This is a genomic window from Acinetobacter sp. 797_lipA, from assembly GCF_058243025.1.
Map to the genome: position 1 here is coordinate 645,460 of NZ_JBZAYQ010000001.1, position 16,782 is coordinate 662,241.

14 protein-coding genes are annotated in these 16,782 nt (G+C 41.9%); 8 read left to right on the forward strand and 6 right to left on the reverse strand.

Going from position 1 to position 16,782, the window contains the following annotated elements:
- Nucleotides 1-65: 65 nt before the first annotated feature.
- Nucleotides 66-707 carry a PAQR family membrane homeostasis protein TrhA gene (trhA, locus tag AC4CU2_RS03140; protein ID WP_058870232.1) on the reverse strand — a complete coding sequence of 214 codons (642 nt, stop codon included), beginning with the start codon at nt 705-707 and terminating at the stop codon, nt 66-68.
- 106 nt (nt 708-813) lie between these two features.
- Here trhA and AC4CU2_RS03145 point away from each other — a divergent pair, with 106 nt between their 5' ends.
- A complete protein-coding gene (locus AC4CU2_RS03145; protein WP_004695127.1) occupies nt 814-2,028 on the forward strand; it encodes a class I SAM-dependent methyltransferase in 1,215 nt (404 codons plus the stop codon).
- 59 nt (nt 2,029-2,087) lie between these two features.
- Nucleotides 2,088-2,522, forward strand: coding sequence for a GNAT family N-acetyltransferase (locus AC4CU2_RS03150; protein ID WP_419276911.1), 435 nt, complete (start codon nt 2,088-2,090; stop codon nt 2,520-2,522).
- A 32-nt stretch (nt 2,523-2,554) separates the two neighbouring features.
- Here the strand turns inward: AC4CU2_RS03150 and AC4CU2_RS03155 are convergent, their stop codons facing one another.
- From AC4CU2_RS03155 to AC4CU2_RS03170, 4 genes are all read right to left on the reverse strand, one after another.
- Complete coding sequence (locus AC4CU2_RS03155) at nt 2,555-2,896, reverse strand: hypothetical protein (RefSeq protein WP_005400239.1); 342 nt, start codon at nt 2,894-2,896, stop codon at nt 2,555-2,557.
- Between the two features lie 188 nt (nt 2,897-3,084).
- Nucleotides 3,085-5,217: a 3-hydroxyacyl-CoA dehydrogenase NAD-binding domain-containing protein gene (locus AC4CU2_RS03160; protein ID WP_490768267.1), complete on the reverse strand. Its 2,133-nt coding sequence runs from the start codon at nt 5,215-5,217 to the stop codon at nt 3,085-3,087.
- A 283-nt stretch (nt 5,218-5,500) separates the two neighbouring features.
- Nucleotides 5,501-6,706, reverse strand: coding sequence for an acetyl-CoA C-acetyltransferase (locus AC4CU2_RS03165; RefSeq protein WP_490768268.1), 1,206 nt, complete (start codon nt 6,704-6,706; stop codon nt 5,501-5,503).
- A gap of 190 nt (nt 6,707-6,896) precedes the next feature.
- Nucleotides 6,897-7,907 (reverse strand): AraC family transcriptional regulator, encoded by a 1,011-nt coding sequence (locus AC4CU2_RS03170; protein ID WP_490768269.1) that lies wholly within the window; start codon nt 7,905-7,907, stop codon nt 6,897-6,899.
- A 209-nt stretch (nt 7,908-8,116) separates the two neighbouring features.
- Here AC4CU2_RS03170 and AC4CU2_RS03175 point away from each other — a divergent pair, with 209 nt between their 5' ends.
- From AC4CU2_RS03175 to AC4CU2_RS03200, 6 genes are all read left to right on the forward strand, one after another.
- The gene (locus AC4CU2_RS03175) at nt 8,117-9,235 is read left to right on the forward strand and encodes a CaiB/BaiF CoA transferase family protein (RefSeq protein ID WP_201952384.1); all 1,119 of its coding nucleotides are present in this window, start codon (nt 8,117-8,119) and stop codon (nt 9,233-9,235) included.
- A gap of 120 nt (nt 9,236-9,355) precedes the next feature.
- Nucleotides 9,356-10,633 (forward strand): carbohydrate porin, encoded by a 1,278-nt coding sequence (locus tag AC4CU2_RS03180; RefSeq protein WP_201952381.1) that lies wholly within the window; start codon nt 9,356-9,358, stop codon nt 10,631-10,633.
- 184 nt (nt 10,634-10,817) lie between these two features.
- Complete coding sequence (locus AC4CU2_RS03185) at nt 10,818-13,220, forward strand: glucose/quinate/shikimate family membrane-bound PQQ-dependent dehydrogenase (protein WP_201952379.1); 2,403 nt, start codon at nt 10,818-10,820, stop codon at nt 13,218-13,220.
- Between the two features lie 381 nt (nt 13,221-13,601).
- Nucleotides 13,602-15,245: a nitrite/sulfite reductase gene (locus tag AC4CU2_RS03190; protein ID WP_178928401.1), complete on the forward strand. Its 1,644-nt coding sequence runs from the start codon at nt 13,602-13,604 to the stop codon at nt 15,243-15,245.
- Nucleotides 15,238-15,723 carry a DUF934 domain-containing protein gene (locus AC4CU2_RS03195; RefSeq protein WP_078389032.1) on the forward strand — a complete coding sequence of 162 codons (486 nt, stop codon included), beginning with the start codon at nt 15,238-15,240 and terminating at the stop codon, nt 15,721-15,723. Before AC4CU2_RS03190 ends, AC4CU2_RS03195 begins: the two co-directional genes overlap by 8 nt.
- 102 nt (nt 15,724-15,825) lie before the next feature.
- On the forward strand, nt 15,826-16,179 hold the full coding sequence (locus AC4CU2_RS03200) for a DMT family transporter (protein ID WP_279693732.1): 354 nt from the start codon (nt 15,826-15,828) through the stop codon (nt 16,177-16,179).
- 12 nt (nt 16,180-16,191) lie between these two features.
- Here AC4CU2_RS03200 and AC4CU2_RS03205 read toward each other — a convergent pair whose 3' ends face one another.
- Nucleotides 16,192-16,644 (reverse strand): VOC family protein, encoded by a 453-nt coding sequence (locus AC4CU2_RS03205; protein WP_176538226.1) that lies wholly within the window; start codon nt 16,642-16,644, stop codon nt 16,192-16,194.
- Between the last annotated feature and the right edge of the window lie 138 nt (nt 16,645-16,782).

Below are 16,782 nucleotides of genomic sequence, written 5' to 3' on the forward strand. Positions count from 1 at the left end.
AAAATACGAATGTTCCTCGGGCAGACTACGGAATTAGGGTTGCTAAAAAATGTAGTGTGCGCGGGTTATATCACGTAAAGATAGATGGACAGGAAATGTGATCCTGCACCAATCAATACAAAAATATGCCAGATAGCGTGCGTATATCTTACCTTTTTTAGCGCATAAAACAATGCACCGATGGTATAGGAAAGTCCACCAATGATTAAAAAAGTCAAAGCAGGTTTAGATAAAAAGCGTTGCATATCATCCATTACCAGCACAGCCAGCCATCCCATGAGCAGATAAGCAATCAGTGAAATTTTTTCAAAGCGATGAATGAAAACTAACTTGAATAGTGTACCAATGATTGCAATCACCCAAAGTGCAATGAGTAGGTAATGGGCTTTTTGTGTGGGCAGTGCAATAGACAAAAATGGAGTGTAGGTGCCCGCAATCAGATAATAAATGGCAGTGTGATCTAATTTTTTATACCAGCCGCGACGCTCTGGAGATTCGGCAAAATGATACAAGCTTGATGCGGCAAATAATAAAAATAGGCTCAAAGCATAGACCCACAGCCCGATCCACTGCGCTGTTTCTAAGTAAGACCCTTTGATAATCAATAAAATACCTGCTATGAGTGCAAGAGCTGCACCAATAGCATGGCTAATGAAATTGATTCTTTCTTCAGCAGGATCGTAGTTGACAACAGGGTGAGTGCTCATAAGTCGTGTGCATTTTCATAAAATATACAACTGTATCGTAATTCAAATTTGCATTTAGCGTAAGACGCTTTAAAATTTAATCGCAATTCTTTTTTTGGTTTCTATTATGACCGTTTCGGTATCGTCCTCTGCACAAGAGCAGCAATTCCTTCAAGCCTTCCAGCAAGCGCTTGAATCTCAAAGTTTTGATCGGATGATTCTGAGTCAATATCAGGGTGAACTTGAGCAACTCGAGAAGATGACTTTTCGAGTCGTCATGTTACAAGGACAGCCTGTATTGAGCTGTTTATATCGCCATAAAACCCAAGATGTCACCAAAAATTATTCATTAGACACAGCACTTGATACGGTAACTGCACTTTTGGCGCAGTGTAAACAAGCCAATCTGCTGACAACTGAACAAGAGTTGCAACTGAAGAAGAACAAGAAGAAAGCTATGCTGACGCAAAGTAAAAATAAAACGGTAACCAAAGCTGTTGAGCAGCAAGGTCATGACCGTGTCAAACAGCGTTTTGTAGATCAAGACAGTTATTTCTTACAGCCGCTTGGTATTACCGATGCAAAAGCGCACATCATTCCCAGTATGGCGCGTAAGTGGAAGCAGATTAATAAGTTTGTCGAAATTTTCTCAGGGGCATTAAGTCATATTCAACTGCCTGAACAACTGCGCGTGGTCGATTTTGGCTCAGGAAAGGGCTACTTAACCTTCGCTTTGTATGATTATTTGCTGAAGCAAGATATCAATCCTTTTGTGACTGGGGTTGAGCTAAACAGCAAGATGGTACAATTCTGTCAGGAGGTTGCGAACAAGTCAGATTTTCAGCAACTTGATTTTTTTCAGGGTGATGTTCGGACGTACCAACCTGAACGTCTCGATGTGATGATTGCGCTGCATGCATGTGATGTCGCGACTGACTTTGCGATTCATACCGGCATTCGTTTAAATGCTGAAATGATCATGTGTGCGCCGTGTTGTCATAAAGAATTACGTCCACAGCTGAAAGCTCCACTCGTGTTGCAACCGATGTTGCAGTTTGGCATTCATGCAGGACAGCAAGCTGAAATGCTGACGGATACTATTCGTGCCTTATTACTCAAAGCCTATGGCTATGAAACCAAAGTGTTTGAGTTTGTAGCACTTGAGCATACCAGTAAGAATAAAATGATTTTGGCAACCAAGCGTAAGGATTATCAAGCGCCAGATGTTGCAGTCTTGGCACAAATTCAAGCCTTGAAAGAGATGTATGGTATTCAAAAACACTCACTGGAATTGCTATTGAATAATCAATGGGATCAGCAAGATGTAGGCTGTAAATGCTGATCTGAACATCACTTTTTAGTGCAATGACCAATATAGAGATGATTTATAGGGAAACGAAAATGCCAAGCTTGAAGATTACGCATGGAACATGGGAAGAGTTACAACAGGCTGCGAAAATGATTCGTGAGCAGGTCTTTATTCAAGAGCAAAACATTGCTGCTGAAGATGAATGGGATGAGCAAGATGAAGTCGCAGTTCATTTTGTGGTCTATGAACAAGATCAAGCCATCGCCACCGCACGACTTTTGCAAAATCATAGTATTGGTCGTGTTGCAGTTTTGAAGTCACATCGTGGTTTGGGCGTGGGCAAAGTTCTGATGCAGGCGGCGATTGCATATGCTCAACAGCAACAGCATCCATTTTTAGTCTTATCCTCTCAAGTACATGCGCAAGCGTTTTATCAGGCTTTGGGCTTTATACAAGAGGGTGAGGAGTATTTGGATTGTGGTATTCCACATATCCATATGCGTTTATCATCCATAAAAAAGCCCTGATCTTTCAGGGCTTTTTTATTAGTCACAGCATATTAGTGACCATGTTCAGTTGACATTTTGGCATGTTCATCGGCACTCATGTCGTGCTCATCAGCGGTTGCATGTTCTGTGGTATCTTCAGAAGCTGCTTGAGCTCTTGCTTCGCGCGCATCTTTATCCGCTTGTGCTTTGGCCATCGCCTCTTCAGACATTGCAGGCGCATTTTTAAAAGCATGTTGCTGAGAGTTTTGCTGCGTTTGCTGACTTGGCATATAGTCAGGCTCATTGGTAATCGCAAGGTAGAAGATACCTAAGAAAATTCCACTTAAAATGAAAGCAATAATCAGTGCTTTCCAACCCCATGGTGATTTTTCAGGAGAAGTATTGTCAGTCATGTGCAACAGCCCAATTGAATAAAAATAAATCTAAAACTATGTAACTTTATAACACAAAAAACGGTGTCGGGCTTGAAAAGAATGCACTAAAATAAGTCAAAATTAGATGCTGAATCAGCAGGTTAATTTTGTTGTGTGCTGAGAACATAAAAAAGGGATCTGCCGATCCCTTTTTTAAGGTGGAAGTTTTAGCGAATCTGACCCGATGATACCGACTCAACCAGACGTTGCGGTGCTTTGAAACGCTCACCGTATTTCGCTTCAAGTTCATTGGCACGTTGTACAGCTTGGTCTAAACCATATTGATTTAAAAACTGAATTGCACCACCTGTCCACGGCGCAAAACCAATCCCAAAGATCGAACCGATATTGGCGTCAATTACAGACTCAAGAACATTTTCTTCATAACAACGTAAAGTATCTAGTGATTGTACAAACAGGAAGCGGTCTATCATTTCTTGTTCAGAAATATCTACATCTTGCTTCCAATGGTTCAAACCCTCCCAAAGATGTTTTTTACCACCTTCCGGGTAATCATAGAAACCTGCACCAGCAGCTTTACCTTTACGGTCAAAAGTATGAATCATGGTTTGAATCACATCATCTGCACCTGAACGAGGTAAATCTTTACCTTCAGCTTGAAGCGCCTTACGCGTTTCATTGGCAACATGTTCAGAAAGTGTCAATGCAACTTCATCTTGAATGGCTAATGGGCCAACTGGCATGCCTGCTTTGAGTGCTGCCATTTCAATACGAGCTGGATGTACACCTTCATGCAGTAAACGCAGACCTTCCTGAACAAAAGTACCAAATACACGACTGGTGAAGAAACCACGGCTATCATTCACAACAATCGGAATTTTGCCAATTTGCTGTACATAGTCATATGCTTTTGCCAAAGTTTCAGCAGAAGTGTTTTTACCTTTAATAATTTCAACCAATTGCATTTTATCGACTGGACTAAAGAAATGCAGACCAATGAAGTTTGCTTGATCTTTCGATGCATTTGCCAAACCAGTAATTGGTAATGTCGAGGTATTTGAAGCCATCACACCACCTTCTACAAGGAATGCTTCGGCTTCTTGGGTAACTTTCGCTTTGAGTTCTTGATTTTCAAATACCGCTTCGATTATTAAATCACAGCCTTTTAAATCTTCCGCAGATGCTGTTGCAGTAATTAAGCTTAAAATCTGATCACACTTTTCAGCAGTCATACGACCTTGCGATACTTTTTTATCCAATAATTTTTGGCTATAGGCTTTGCCTTTTTCTGCATTTTCAACAGAAACATCTTTGAGTACAACGGGAATGCCTTTAATTGCTGTTGAATAAGCAATGCCTGCACCCATCATCCCTGCACCAAGCACACCAACTTTGGTCGCTTGCCATTTTGCAACGTCTTTAGGACGACTCGCACCTGCCTTAATTGCATTCATTCCATGCCAAAAAGTACCGATCATGTTTTTTGAAACTTGACCTGTGGCAAGATAAGTAAAGTAACGTGATTCAATAGTCAGCGCTGTATCTACATCCACTTGCGCACCTTCAACGGCAGCCGCCATGATTGCTTCAGGTGCAGGATAGCAACCTTTGGTTTTATCACGGAGCATCGCTGGAGCAATCGCCAGCATTTGCGCAACCGCAGGTGTTTTAGGATCACCACCCGGAATTTTATAACCTTTTACATCAAACGGTTGTTGCGACTTTGGGTGTTCTTTTACCCAAGCGATGGCTTTATCCATCAACTCTTCAGGTGTTTCCGCAATGTCTTGAATTAAACCAAGAGATTTTGCTTTATCCACACCAAACTGCTTACCTTCCATTAAGAATGGAAAAGCATTTTGTAAGCCTAAAAGGCGTACCATACGCACGATACCACCACCACCCGGCAGTAGACCTAAAGTCACTTCAGGCAAACCAAACTTCGTTTTAGGATCATTCAATGCAATACGTGCATGACAACCTAAAGCGATTTCCCAACCACCACCTAAAGCTGTACCATTCAATGCTGCAACGACAGGAACACCTAGAGTTTCGATATAGCGAAACTCTGCTTTCATTTTCTGAATCATTTCAAAAAAAGGTGTGGCATCTTCCAAACGTGCTTGGATTAGCTCATCCAAGTCACCGCCTGCAAAAAAGGTTTTTTTCGCTGAACGGAAAATAATCCCAGTAATCGATGTTTCAGATTTCAGTTTAGAAACAATATTTTCCAGAGCTACCCGAAAATCACCATTCATGGTATTTGCAGATTGGTTTGGAGAATCTAAAGTCAGAATAATAATGCCATCGTCATTTTTTAAATATTGAATTGCGCTCATAAAGTTTTTATCCAAATGATTTTTTGAACTTGAAATGTATACTTCTGCATAGTTGTATGAATTTTCAGCATCGCAGAGTCATTCCAAATTTATTTTAATTTCGGGTTTAACCTTCGGTTCGACCTACTTTTGTTTCGGCAAAAGTAGGCAAAACCATTGTCATACGCAAAACCTGTTTTAATGACTATTCCTATCGAAAGGATTGCAAAAACATTAGATTCAAAAAATGGGTAGGTTGCGTATGACTGATTTGTGTATCAAATGCTCAATAAAATTTAGGTGGTTATACCAACTCAATAATGGTCGCAATACCCATACCACCACCTACACATAATGTTGCCAAACCACGCTTTTTACCTTGACGCTCTAACTCATCCAGTAAAGTTCCAAGAATCATCGCACCTGTCGCACCCAATGGATGTCCCATCGCAATTGCACCACCATTCACATTGACTTTCTCAGCAGGAACTTTTAATTCCGTCATAAAACGCATCACCACTGATGCAAAGGCTTCATTGACTTCCAATAGATCAATATCATCAATCGTTAAACCAGCTTTTGCCAATGCTTTACGAGCAGCAGGCGCAGGCCCTGTCAGCATAATGGTTGGATCTGAACCCACCAAAGCGGTCGCCAATACTTTGGCACGTGGTTTTAAACCTTGTTCTTTGACCGCTTTCTCGGAAGCAAGTAATACAAGTGCCGCACCATCGACAATACCCGATGAGTTTCCTGCATGATGTACATGGTTAATTTTTTGCGCTTCTGGATATTGTTGTAATGCAATTGCATCAAAACCCATAGCACCCATCATTTCAAAACTTGGATTGAGTTTTGCTAAACCTTCTGCTGTTGTTGACGGTTTAATAAATTCATCTTGATCTAAAATGGTCACGCCTGCTTTGTCTTTAATCGCAACCACTGATTGATTGAAATAACCCGCAGCTTGCGCAGCTGCTGCTTTGCGTTGCGAATTTGCTGCAAATGCGTCGACATCTGAACGTGTATAACCATCCAATGTTGCAATTAAATCTGCGCCAATCCCTTGCGGAACAAAGTGTGATTTTAAATTTGTTTCAGGGTCTAATGCCCATGGCCCACCATCTGAACCCATTGCAATACGTGACATTGACTCAACACCACCTGCAACAACCACATCTTCCCAGCCTGAACGTACTTTTTGCGCAGCCATATTGACAGCTTCAAGACCTGAAGCACAGAAACGGTTGATTTGCACACCAGCAACATCATTGTCCCAACCTGCCGCAATTGCCGCAGTTTTAGCAATATCACCACCTTGGTCTGCAATTGGAGTAACACACCCCAAGACAATATCGTCTACTTTAGAGGTATCTAAGTGATGGCGATCTTTAAGTTCATTCAATAATGTTGTCAGTAAAGTAATCGGCTTTACTTCATGCAATGAACCATCTTTCTTTCCTTTTCCGCGTGGTGTGCGAATGGCGTCAATGATATAAGCCTCGCTCATAGCTGTTCCTTGTTATGACTTTTAAGTTGTTATGCATTTGAGTGTACAAATTAATGGCTGTGATGCAATGACTAGAACGGGTCAGGTCAGATGAGTGTTTTTGCCAATAGACTGAAGATTGCAGCATAAAAAAACCCAAGATCGAAATCTTGGGTTTAGCAATGTGCCGAACCGTCGTTAAACTAGAAAATTAGTGATAGCCGTGTAGTTGGCGATATAAACCAGGTGTAACACCAGTCCATTTTTTAAAGGCACGGTGGAAGGTACTGGTTTCACTAAAGCCCACTTGTTGTGCCACATCTTCCAACGTCAAATCAGGGTTTAATAGTAGGTGGATCGCGGCATCACGACGTAATGCATCTTTCACGCCTTGGTAACTTTTACCTTCAGCAGCTAAGCGGCGACGCAGCGTTTGTGGAGATAAATACAGCATAGAAGCCACATCATTCAGAGTTGGCATTTCTTCACCAATTTGGCTCTTCAACACATCACGAATACGTGAAGTGAGTGAGTTGGTGTTTTTAAATTTCACCAACAACTGTGCAGGCGCGGCTTTTAAAAATTCTTCTAACGTTTCTTCATTTTGACGAATTGGTAAGTCCAAATAATCTGCGGCAAAAGTGATTTCGGTACGCGGCATGTCGAACTGCATCACAGGTGCGAAGAACAGGGCATCATACTCATCTGCATGAGTCGGACGTTCATAACCAAAGTGTACACGTTCCAGTGGTAAACGACGTTCAATCAACCACGACGCGAGACCATGCCAAATCATTAGCATACTTTCGGTAATGAAGTGATCTGGATCCATCGATTTTGGAATCTGAGGAACAAGACGAGCTTCATGCTTGTCGCGCTCTAATGTCACCGACCACTCATCGCCAAACAATTTATAAAACTGTGAAGACAGTTCTAAAGCATCACCTAAGGTTTTGGCATGAATAATCAGCTGACACATGATGGCAAACGTACCTAAACGCCGTGGTTGCTTATCGAAGCCAACATGTTCGTCTTGAGTCACCATCCATAACATTTTAACGAAGCGAGTATATTGTTCTGGAGAAATACGGGCTTTAGGTTGACGTAGCAGTTCTGCCTCAATCCCTACGTGAGAAAGTAATGTTTCGACATCCATGCCGAGACGTTTTACGCCAGTTAAAGCCGCATTGACGAAATGGATACTAATGGTATCGCGGCTCATATTTAATCCTTCAGTCTCTTTTATATTCACTTGCGTTTGACCTAAATGACGCTAAAAAAAGTATTTTAGGCAATTTACACTAAAGTTTTTTGCCTTTTTACATGTTAAATTGCCGAAATGATCAAGGTAAATGGCTGAACATGACATTGTTTTGTTGCTTTTATATTTCTAAAATAGCTAAAAAATCAACATAAAAAGAGAAAATAAACATGGATATGGCATTGAAAGGATTGAAAGTTCTCGATTTTTCTACACTTTTGCCCGGACCTTTTGCAACAATGTACTTAGCAGACCTAGGTGCAGAAGTGCTCCACATCGAGTCTCCAACCCGCCCCGATCTGATCCGTTTAATGCCACCTTATGCCAATGGACAGGCCACTGCACATAGTTATCTCAACCGAAATAAACATGCTGTCGCTCTTGATTTGAAAGATCCTGCCAATATTGAACTGATCAAATCGAAAATTTCAGACTATGACATTGTGATTGAACAATTCCGTCCAGGCGTGATGCAAAGATTGGGACTCGACTATCAGACCTTATCTGAAATTAATCCGCGCTTGATCTATTGTTCCATTACGGGTTATGGGCAAACAGGAGGGTATCAAAATAAAGCAGGACACGATATCAACTATGTGGCTTTGTCAGGGATTGCGGGACATAGTGGCCGACAGCACAGTGGACCACCACCAATGGGGATTCAAATTGCGGATATTGCTGGAGGCTCTTTGCATAGTGTGATTGGGATTTTAGCGGCAGTAATTGAAAGGCAGCGGAGTGGTTTGGGGCAGTTTATTGATATTTCTATGACCGACTGTGTGGTAGGGCTCAGTAGCATGGCCGCAGCTGCGAGCTTAGCAGGACAGGAAAAACAAGGGCCTGAGCAAAGCTATCTCAATGGTGCGACTTTTTATGACTATTATGAAACGCAAGATGGACGTTATTTATCGATTGGGAGTTTAGAGCCACAGTTTTTACATGGGTTGGCCCAGATTTTAGAATTGCCGATTGTGGCTGAAAAAGGAGCCTCATTGACAACCGAAGACCGTCAGGTGGTGAAACAAGCAATAAAAGACAAAATTAAAACTCAAGATTTTGCCACGTGGAACGCAATTTTTCAGCAGCAAGATGTCTGCGTTGAGCCTGTATTAAAGTTGGATGAAGCACTCGATTCGCAGTTAGCCAAAGATCGTGCATGGGTGATTTCTGTACCTTTACAAGAGGGGAGTACAAAAAGCGAACAACAATTAGCTTGTCCAATTAAGTTTTCACGTTCAAAAATAAGATATGAATTTATAGGCAAACCACTTGGTTTTGATTCCTTGTAAATATCATATAACGATAATTTGGATATATTTAAAACAAAAAAAACGTCATAAAATGGGTTTTTATACAAATAAAGCGTATCATATCGATTAGTTGTAATTTTGTAAGAAAGGTCACCAATTATGAATAAATGTAAAAGAAGTTGGTGTTTTAACCTCAGTCTCTTAGCGCTCAGTTGCTGCTTTCAAAGTGTGTATGCTGCAAATGCCTTTGAGGCAGAAAGCCCTTGGATGCTGGGTGACTGGAATGGTCAGCGCAGCGCATTGCAGCAAAAAGGCTACGACTTTAGCTTTGGTTATACGGGTGAAATGGCAACGTTGCTCGATGCCTCACATTCTTCAAGTCATGGTACCGAATATGCAGACCAGTTTGCATTCGGTACGCACTTCGATTTAGACAAGATTTTGGGCTGGCAGGATACTGAGGCTCAAATCACCATTACCCAGCGCAATGGGCGTTCACTTTCTCAAACATCCGATGCTTTAGATGGACATTTAAGTTCCACTCAAGAAGTGTGGGGACGTGGACAGACGTGGCGTTTAACCGATTTGTGGATTAAGAAAAAGTTCATGGATCAAAAGTTAGACATCAAAGTCGGTCGCTTTGGTGAAGGCGAAGACTTCAACAGTTTCGACTGTGATTTCCAAAACCTTGCGCTCTGTGGCTCTCAAGTTGGTAACGGGGTCGGTGACCAGTGGTACAACTGGCCTGTCAGCCAATGGGCTGCGCGAGTCAAATATAATCTTCGGCCAGACCTGTATGCACAAGTTGGGGTGTATGAATATAACCCTGAAAACTTAGAACGTGGCAAAGGCTGGAACTTAAGTACCGATGGTTCGCAGGGGGCCATTATTCCTGCTGAAGTGGTGTGGCAACCTGCTGTAGGTATAAATAAGTTACCTGGCGAATATCGTGCGGGTTATTACTACAGTTCGGCAGATGCCACAGACATTCAAAACCCACAGCAAACCTCACATAAACAAGGCGGCTGGGTGGTTGCCAAGCAGCAACTCACAGCACATCACGGTGATGCTGCACGTGGTTTAACAGGTTTTGTGAATCTCACGCTACATGATTCAGATACCAATACGGTTCGCGACATGCAGAACATTGGTTTGGTCTATAAAGGCGCTTTTGATGCTCGTCCTCAAGACGAAATCGCGATTGGCTTAGCCCGTATTAATATCAATGATGATGTCAATGACGTGAATATTACCAATAGCAGCGTCGATGCCCGTGGTCTACAAAGTGAAGAATATGATGCCGAGATTTACTACGGTATACATGCAGCCAATTGGTTAACCATTCGTCCCAATATCCAATATATCCGCCATGTAGGCGCGTATAAAAATGGTGAAAATGCATGGGTCGGCGGAATTAAATTCCAGACCGCATTTTAGTTTCTAGATCGATAAGTATTTGTACAACAAGGTTGATAAATACTTTTTACGGTTGTTCAAAGCATAAAACTGTTCGAAATAAGTCGTTTGGACAGATACTTAAAATCTAAAAACTGTCTAGGTGCTCATATCGATATTGAAGCGATATGGGCTTTTAACAGAATCTAAGAAAAAGGTGGTCAATATGAGTACTCCGTCTTCAGGTTCAGGGCTTAAAACTTTTACAGCTGTGATTGCTGTGATCTTTGGTTTAGTCCTGCTGATAGGAGGGATTTATCTTGCAGTGCTTGGTGGGTCTTGGTACTACATCATTGCAGGTTTACTCTTCATCGCGACTGCAGTTCTACTGCAAAAATTAAAAAGTACGGCATTAATCGTTTATGCGTTGTTGGTCTTGGGTACAGTGGTTTGGGGCTTATGGGAAGTGGGTTCAGACTTCTTTGCCTTGGCGCCACGTTTAGATATCCTTGGTTTATTTGGCTTATGGTTACTCATTCCAGCGGTAACGCGTGGTTTTGACAATGCTAAAGGTGCAAAAATTGCTTTAACAGGTTCACTGGCAATTACCATTGCAGTGATGATCTATGCTGTATTTAATGACCCTCAAGAAATTCGAGGTGAGCTGGGCAGTAAGCAGCCTGCAACCGCGCAGTCCATTCCAGGTGTTGCTGATGGCGACTGGCCTGCATATGGCCGTACTCAATCTGGCTTGCGCTATTCTCCTTTAACGCAAATTAATTCTGAGAATGTTAAGGATTTAAAAGTTGCTTGGACCTATAACACAGGCGACTTTAAAACAGAAAATGACTCTGGTGAAACCACCAATCAGGTCACCCCAATTAAAGTTGGGGACAATATGTATATCTGTACCACGCACCAAAAACTGGTTGCACTTGACCCAGCGACAGGTAAGGCGAAATGGACTTTTGATCCGAAACTCAAAGCGGACAATACTTTTCAGCATTTAACCTGTCGTGGCGTGTCTTATTATGATGCGAACAATATGGCTGGTTTTGAAACCAGTTTGGCTTCAAAAAAATCAACATCGACTGAATGTCCAAAAAAAGTGATTTTACCTGTCAATGATGGCCGTCTTGTTGCTGTAAATGCAGATACAGGGAAGGCATGTACTGACTTTGGTAAAAATGGTGAAGTCGATTTACAAAAAGATATGCCGTTCCCTTATCCTGGCGGTTATATCCCAACGTCGCCACCTGTGGTCACAGGAACGACGATTATTATTGCGGGTTCAACCACAGATAACTATTCAACTGAAGAACCTTCAGGTGTGATCCGGGGTTATGATGTGAATACCGGCGCATTGTTGTGGGTCTTTGACACAGGTGCAGAAGATCCAAATGCGATTCCAGCTCCGGGTCAAAAGTATGTTCAAAACTCACCGAATGCATGGGCCCCATTAGCCTATGATGCAGCTTTGGATATCGTTTACATTCCAACGGGTGTGGGTACGCCAGATATTTGGGGTGGTAACCGTACTGAGTTGCATGAGCGTTATGCCAACTCAATGCTGGCACTGAATGCCTCAACAGGTAAGTTGGTGTGGAATTTCCAAACTACGCATCATGATTTGTGGGATATGGATGTACCATCACAGCCGACATTGACGGATATTAAAGATAAGTCAGGCAAAATGGTTCCTGCCATTTACGTGTTAACGAAAACAGGCAATGCCTTTGTTCTAGACCGTCGTACTGGTGCAGCCATTGTTCCAATTACGGAAAAACCTGTACCACAAACAGTGAAACGTGGGCCGCAAACCAAAGGTGAGCGTTACTCTGCGACACAACCTTTCTCTGACTTTGATCTTGCGCCAAAAGAGAAACTGACGGATAAGCAAATGTGGGGTGCAACCATGTTTGACCAGTTGATGTGCCGTGTGTCTTTCCACAAACTGAACTATGACGGTATTTATACCCCACCTTCAGAAAATGGAACTTTAGTTTTCCCAGGCAACTTGGGTGTATTTGAATGGGGCGGTATGTCCGTTAACCCTGATCGTCAAATCGCGGTGATGAACCCAATCGGTTTACCGTTTGTTTCTCGACTCATTCCAGCCGATCCAAACCGTCCGAAAACAGCCAAAGGTGCAGGCACCGAAGCGGGTGTACAACCGATGTATGGTGTGCCTTACGGTGTAGAGATCAGTGCGTTCTTGTCTCCATTTGGTTTGCCATGTAAACAGCCTGCTTGGGGCTTTGTGGCGGGTGTGGATTTAAATACTCACGAAGTTGCATGGAAACGTCGTATTGGTACGATCCGTGACAGCTTACCGGGGATTCAATTACCACCATTTAAAATGGGGGTTCCTATGCTTGGTGGTTCAATCTCAACTGCGGGTAATGTGATGTTTGTCGGTGGTACGCAGGATAATTATATCCGTGCCATCAACGTGACCAATGGTGATGAACTTTGGAAAGGTCGTCTACCAGCAGGTGGTCAAGCAACACCAATGACCTATGAAGCCAATGGCAAACAGTATGTGGTCATTATGGCGGGTGGTCATGGTTCATTTGGTACTAAGATGGGAGATGCTTTGGTGGCGTATGCCTTACCCGATGCAAAATAATCGTCTGTAGTTATTTAAACTTTAAAATAGCCTGATTCGTCAGGCTATTTTTATATGCAGTCGGTTTAAAAGGGCAAAGTAACGACGAGAAAAGAATAGAAAAATTGAGTTCTACCCAGATAAGCCGAGTTTAAAATTTACGTGGTAGCAATGAATGAATTAGTGTGTATGTGATCAGCTGAACGGAGTTAGCTGAATAATGTATAAGTATCTAATAAAAAATACTTTAATCAGAAAAAACCTTTAGGATTAGGGACAAACAGTACATCTACTTATCCTTATCAATAAAACAGCTATGAAATATGTAAAAAACGCATTTTGTTGATAGTTTAAATCTCGTTATGCTGTCAGCCGTTATAATGAAACTACTAGCTGTACGCCATGTATTTATATACTGATTTCGATCAGCAACTGATCAATGAACGTGTTGCACAGTTCCGTGACCAAACGGAACGTTATTTAGCTGGAAAACTCACTGAAGATGAGTACCGCCCATTACGTCTTCAAAACGGTCTCTATGTACAACGCTATGCGCCAATGTTACGTATTGCTGTGCCTTATGGCTTAATGAACTCAACGCAATTGCGCAAAGTTGCAGAACTTGCAACTGAGTTTGACCGTGGTTATGCACACGTTTCAACGCGTCAGAATATTCAGTTTAACTGGCCTGCGCTAGAAAATGTTCCAGACATGCTTCAAGAGCTAGCTTCTGTACAAATGCATGCGATCCAAACTTCGGGTAACTGTATTCGTAACACGACTACAGACCAATATGCAGGTGTGGTTGCTGGTGAAGTGGCTGACCCACGTCCAACGTGTGAATTGATCCGTCAATGGTCAACCTTCCACCCAGAGTTTGCTTTCTTGCCACGTAAGTTCAAGATTGCTGTATCAGCACTTGAAGAAACCGATCGTGCAGCGACCTCATTCCATGATATTGGGGTGTATATCGTTAAAAATGAAGCGGGCGAAATTGGCTATAAAATTAAAGTCGGTGGTGGCTTAGGTCGTACCCCTGTGATTGGTAGTTTCATTCGTGACTTCTTGCCACGTGAAGACCTGATTGCTTACTTAGAAGCCGTACTGCGTGTTTATAACTTACACGGTCGTCGTGATAACAAATACAAAGCACGTATCAAAATTTTAGTGAAAGCGTTGACGCCTCAAGTCTTTGCTGAAAAAGTCGAAGCTGAGTTTGAGCACACCATTAAAACTTTAAAAATTCAGCCTGAAATTTTGCAGAAATTAGACGAAGAATTTATGCCGTTTGATTATCAAGATTATGCAGATGAAGATTTTTCTGAACAGTTTGCTGCACATCCAAAATTCAAACAGTGGTTCAATATCAACACCAATGCTCACAAAGTGAAGGGCTACCGTATTGTAACGATTTCGTTGAAACGTACGGGTATTGCACCGGGTGACGTGACCACGGAAGAGATGAATTTGATTGCAGACCTTGCAGACAAATACACCTTTGGTGAACTGCGGACCACGCATGAGCAAAATATTTCTTTGGTGGATGTTCCGCAGAAAGATTTGTTTGAATTGTGGACTATTCTTGAGAAAAACAATTTAGCTCGTGCGCACATTGGTTTCTTAACCGACATTATTTGCTGCCCAGGCGGTGACTTCTGTTCACTGGCAAATGCGAAATCAATTCCTATTTCAGAAGCGATTTCACGTCGTTTTGATGACTTAGATACCATTTATAACCTTGGCAAACTGGATCTGAATATTTCAGGTTGTATGAATGCATGTGGTCATCACCATGTGGGCAACATTGGTATTCTAGGTGTGGACAAAAAAGGCGCTGAATTCTACCAAATCACTTTGGGTGGTAATGCCGATCATGATGCTTCAATTGGTGACATCTTAGGCCCATCATTTGCAGCTGAAGTTGTGCCAGATATCGTTGAAGAAATTTTAAATACCTATCTTGACCTTCGTGCTGAGGGTGAAGAATTCATCGATACTTATCGCCGTGTGGGCATTCAACCCTTTAAGGAGCGTGCATATGCTTAATACAGCACTACAAGTCCTCTCTAAAGATGGCTCGATTGCAGACAATACTTATCAGGTGATTGGTGAAGATGGTGTTTTACCGCAAGGTGATGTGGTTTTAACGGTTGAGCAGTTAGATCAATTGGCTCAAGTTTCAGGTAAAAAAGCACTCCTTGTTACAGTCGATGCTTCTCCTGAAACGCATGAGTTCCCTTTAGATCAGTTAGATGCCATCTTTATTGATTTTGCGGGCTTTAACGATGGTCGTGGCTATTCATTTGCAGCGCTCTTACGTCGCCAAGGTTTTCAAGGTGAACTACGTGCAACAGGTGATGTGTTTAAAGATGTCTTGAATTACATGAAACGTTCAGGCTTTGATACCTTTGTTATTAAGGAAGGTAAAGACATTCTTGAAGCTGCTGCGGGTTTAAATGATTTTAGAAATCCATATCAAGCATCAACAGCCGTTGCACAAGCCAGTTATCAAACGGGCGCTTAAATTTTCAAGTGAATAAAAAGCTGGACTTCGGTTCAGCTTTTTGTATTTATACGCAGCATTTTTGATGAACAAATTGAAGAAAAAGAAGCAGGTAGATTGGACATGATGGCACTTTTTGCAAAAATTAATCCCGGTGTCATTTGGCTACTTATTGCTATTGCTACAGATGTGCTTTCGACTTTTTATTCCGCAAAAGGTAATGGCTTGGTCAATAAATTGGATCAAGGTATTGCACTGGTGCTTTACATGATTTCTTTTGCGTGTGCCGCCTATGCCTTAAAATTTATGCAAGCGGGAATTTTATATGTGCTGTGGTCTGGCATTGGTGTCATTGCCACAACACTCCTTGCTAAAACATTCTTAGGACAGAATATTGATTTGGCTGGATGGCTCGGTATCGGTTTTATTACCGTGGGGCTTACCATTATTGCGCAATTTTCAAATATTGATGTTTAAAAGAAGACGCTTTTATCCTTCTTCTAATTGGCAATTCACCATCCACTTCACTCCAAATTGATCGGTAAATGCACCATAGAGTGCGCCCCAGAAGGTTTTCTCCAGAGGCATCTCTATTTTTCCATTGACTGAAAGTGCATCAAATAAGCGTTTTGCATCGGCTTGTTCATGGGCATCCAAGTTAATCGAAATATAATGGTTGTTGCCTACAGTAAAGACAGTATTGCTTTGGGCGCAAAACTGATCATTGGTATCCGAAGCCATCAGAATCGTGCTGGCATTGATGGGAAGCGAAACATGGATGATTTTTTTTTGATCAACGTCGGAAAGGGTGACTGAACTTTCATCTGGAGGTAAGTCTCCATAACGCATAAACGTTGCAAACTCTCCACCAAAGACAGACTTGTAAAAATTAAAAGCGGCTTCAGTTTGACCATCAAAGTTGAGGTAGTGATTCAGTTGCATTGTCTTATCCTTGTTGTTTTTTTCGTCGTTATTTTAACAAGTCGTTGAGATCGACCCTAATACAATCTTGTAATAAAAAATCCCTCGCAGTCGAGGGATTTTCATAAATATCGCTTTTATATCAGCTAATCATCCAAT

Bases quoted from the DNA above. Each gene is read 5' to 3' on its own strand.
- trhA (WP_058870232.1), bottom strand. From the start codon at position 707: ATGAGCACTCACCCTGTTGTCAACTACGATCCTGCTGAAGAAAGAATC.
- AC4CU2_RS03145 (WP_004695127.1), top strand. From the start codon at position 814: ATGACCGTTTCGGTATCGTCCTCTGCACAAGAGCAGCAATTCCTTCAA.
- AC4CU2_RS03150 (WP_419276911.1), top strand. From the start codon at position 2,088: ATGCCAAGCTTGAAGATTACGCATGGAACATGGGAAGAGTTACAACAG.
- AC4CU2_RS03155 (WP_005400239.1), bottom strand. From the start codon at position 2,896: ATGACTGACAATACTTCTCCTGAAAAATCACCATGGGGTTGGAAAGCA.
- AC4CU2_RS03160 (WP_490768267.1), bottom strand. From the start codon at position 5,217: ATGAGCGCAATTCAATATTTAAAAAATGACGATGGCATTATTATTCTG.
- AC4CU2_RS03165 (WP_490768268.1), bottom strand. From the start codon at position 6,706: ATGAGCGAGGCTTATATCATTGACGCCATTCGCACACCACGCGGAAAA.
- AC4CU2_RS03170 (WP_490768269.1), bottom strand. From the start codon at position 7,907: ATGAGCCGCGATACCATTAGTATCCATTTCGTCAATGCGGCTTTAACT.
- AC4CU2_RS03175 (WP_201952384.1), top strand. From the start codon at position 8,117: ATGGATATGGCATTGAAAGGATTGAAAGTTCTCGATTTTTCTACACTT.
- AC4CU2_RS03180 (WP_201952381.1), top strand. From the start codon at position 9,356: ATGAATAAATGTAAAAGAAGTTGGTGTTTTAACCTCAGTCTCTTAGCG.
- AC4CU2_RS03185 (WP_201952379.1), top strand. From the start codon at position 10,818: ATGAGTACTCCGTCTTCAGGTTCAGGGCTTAAAACTTTTACAGCTGTG.
- AC4CU2_RS03190 (WP_178928401.1), top strand. From the start codon at position 13,602: ATGTATTTATATACTGATTTCGATCAGCAACTGATCAATGAACGTGTT.
- AC4CU2_RS03195 (WP_078389032.1), top strand. From the start codon at position 15,238: ATGCTTAATACAGCACTACAAGTCCTCTCTAAAGATGGCTCGATTGCA.
- AC4CU2_RS03200 (WP_279693732.1), top strand. From the start codon at position 15,826: ATGATGGCACTTTTTGCAAAAATTAATCCCGGTGTCATTTGGCTACTT.
- AC4CU2_RS03205 (WP_176538226.1), bottom strand. From the start codon at position 16,644: ATGCAACTGAATCACTACCTCAACTTTGATGGTCAAACTGAAGCCGCT.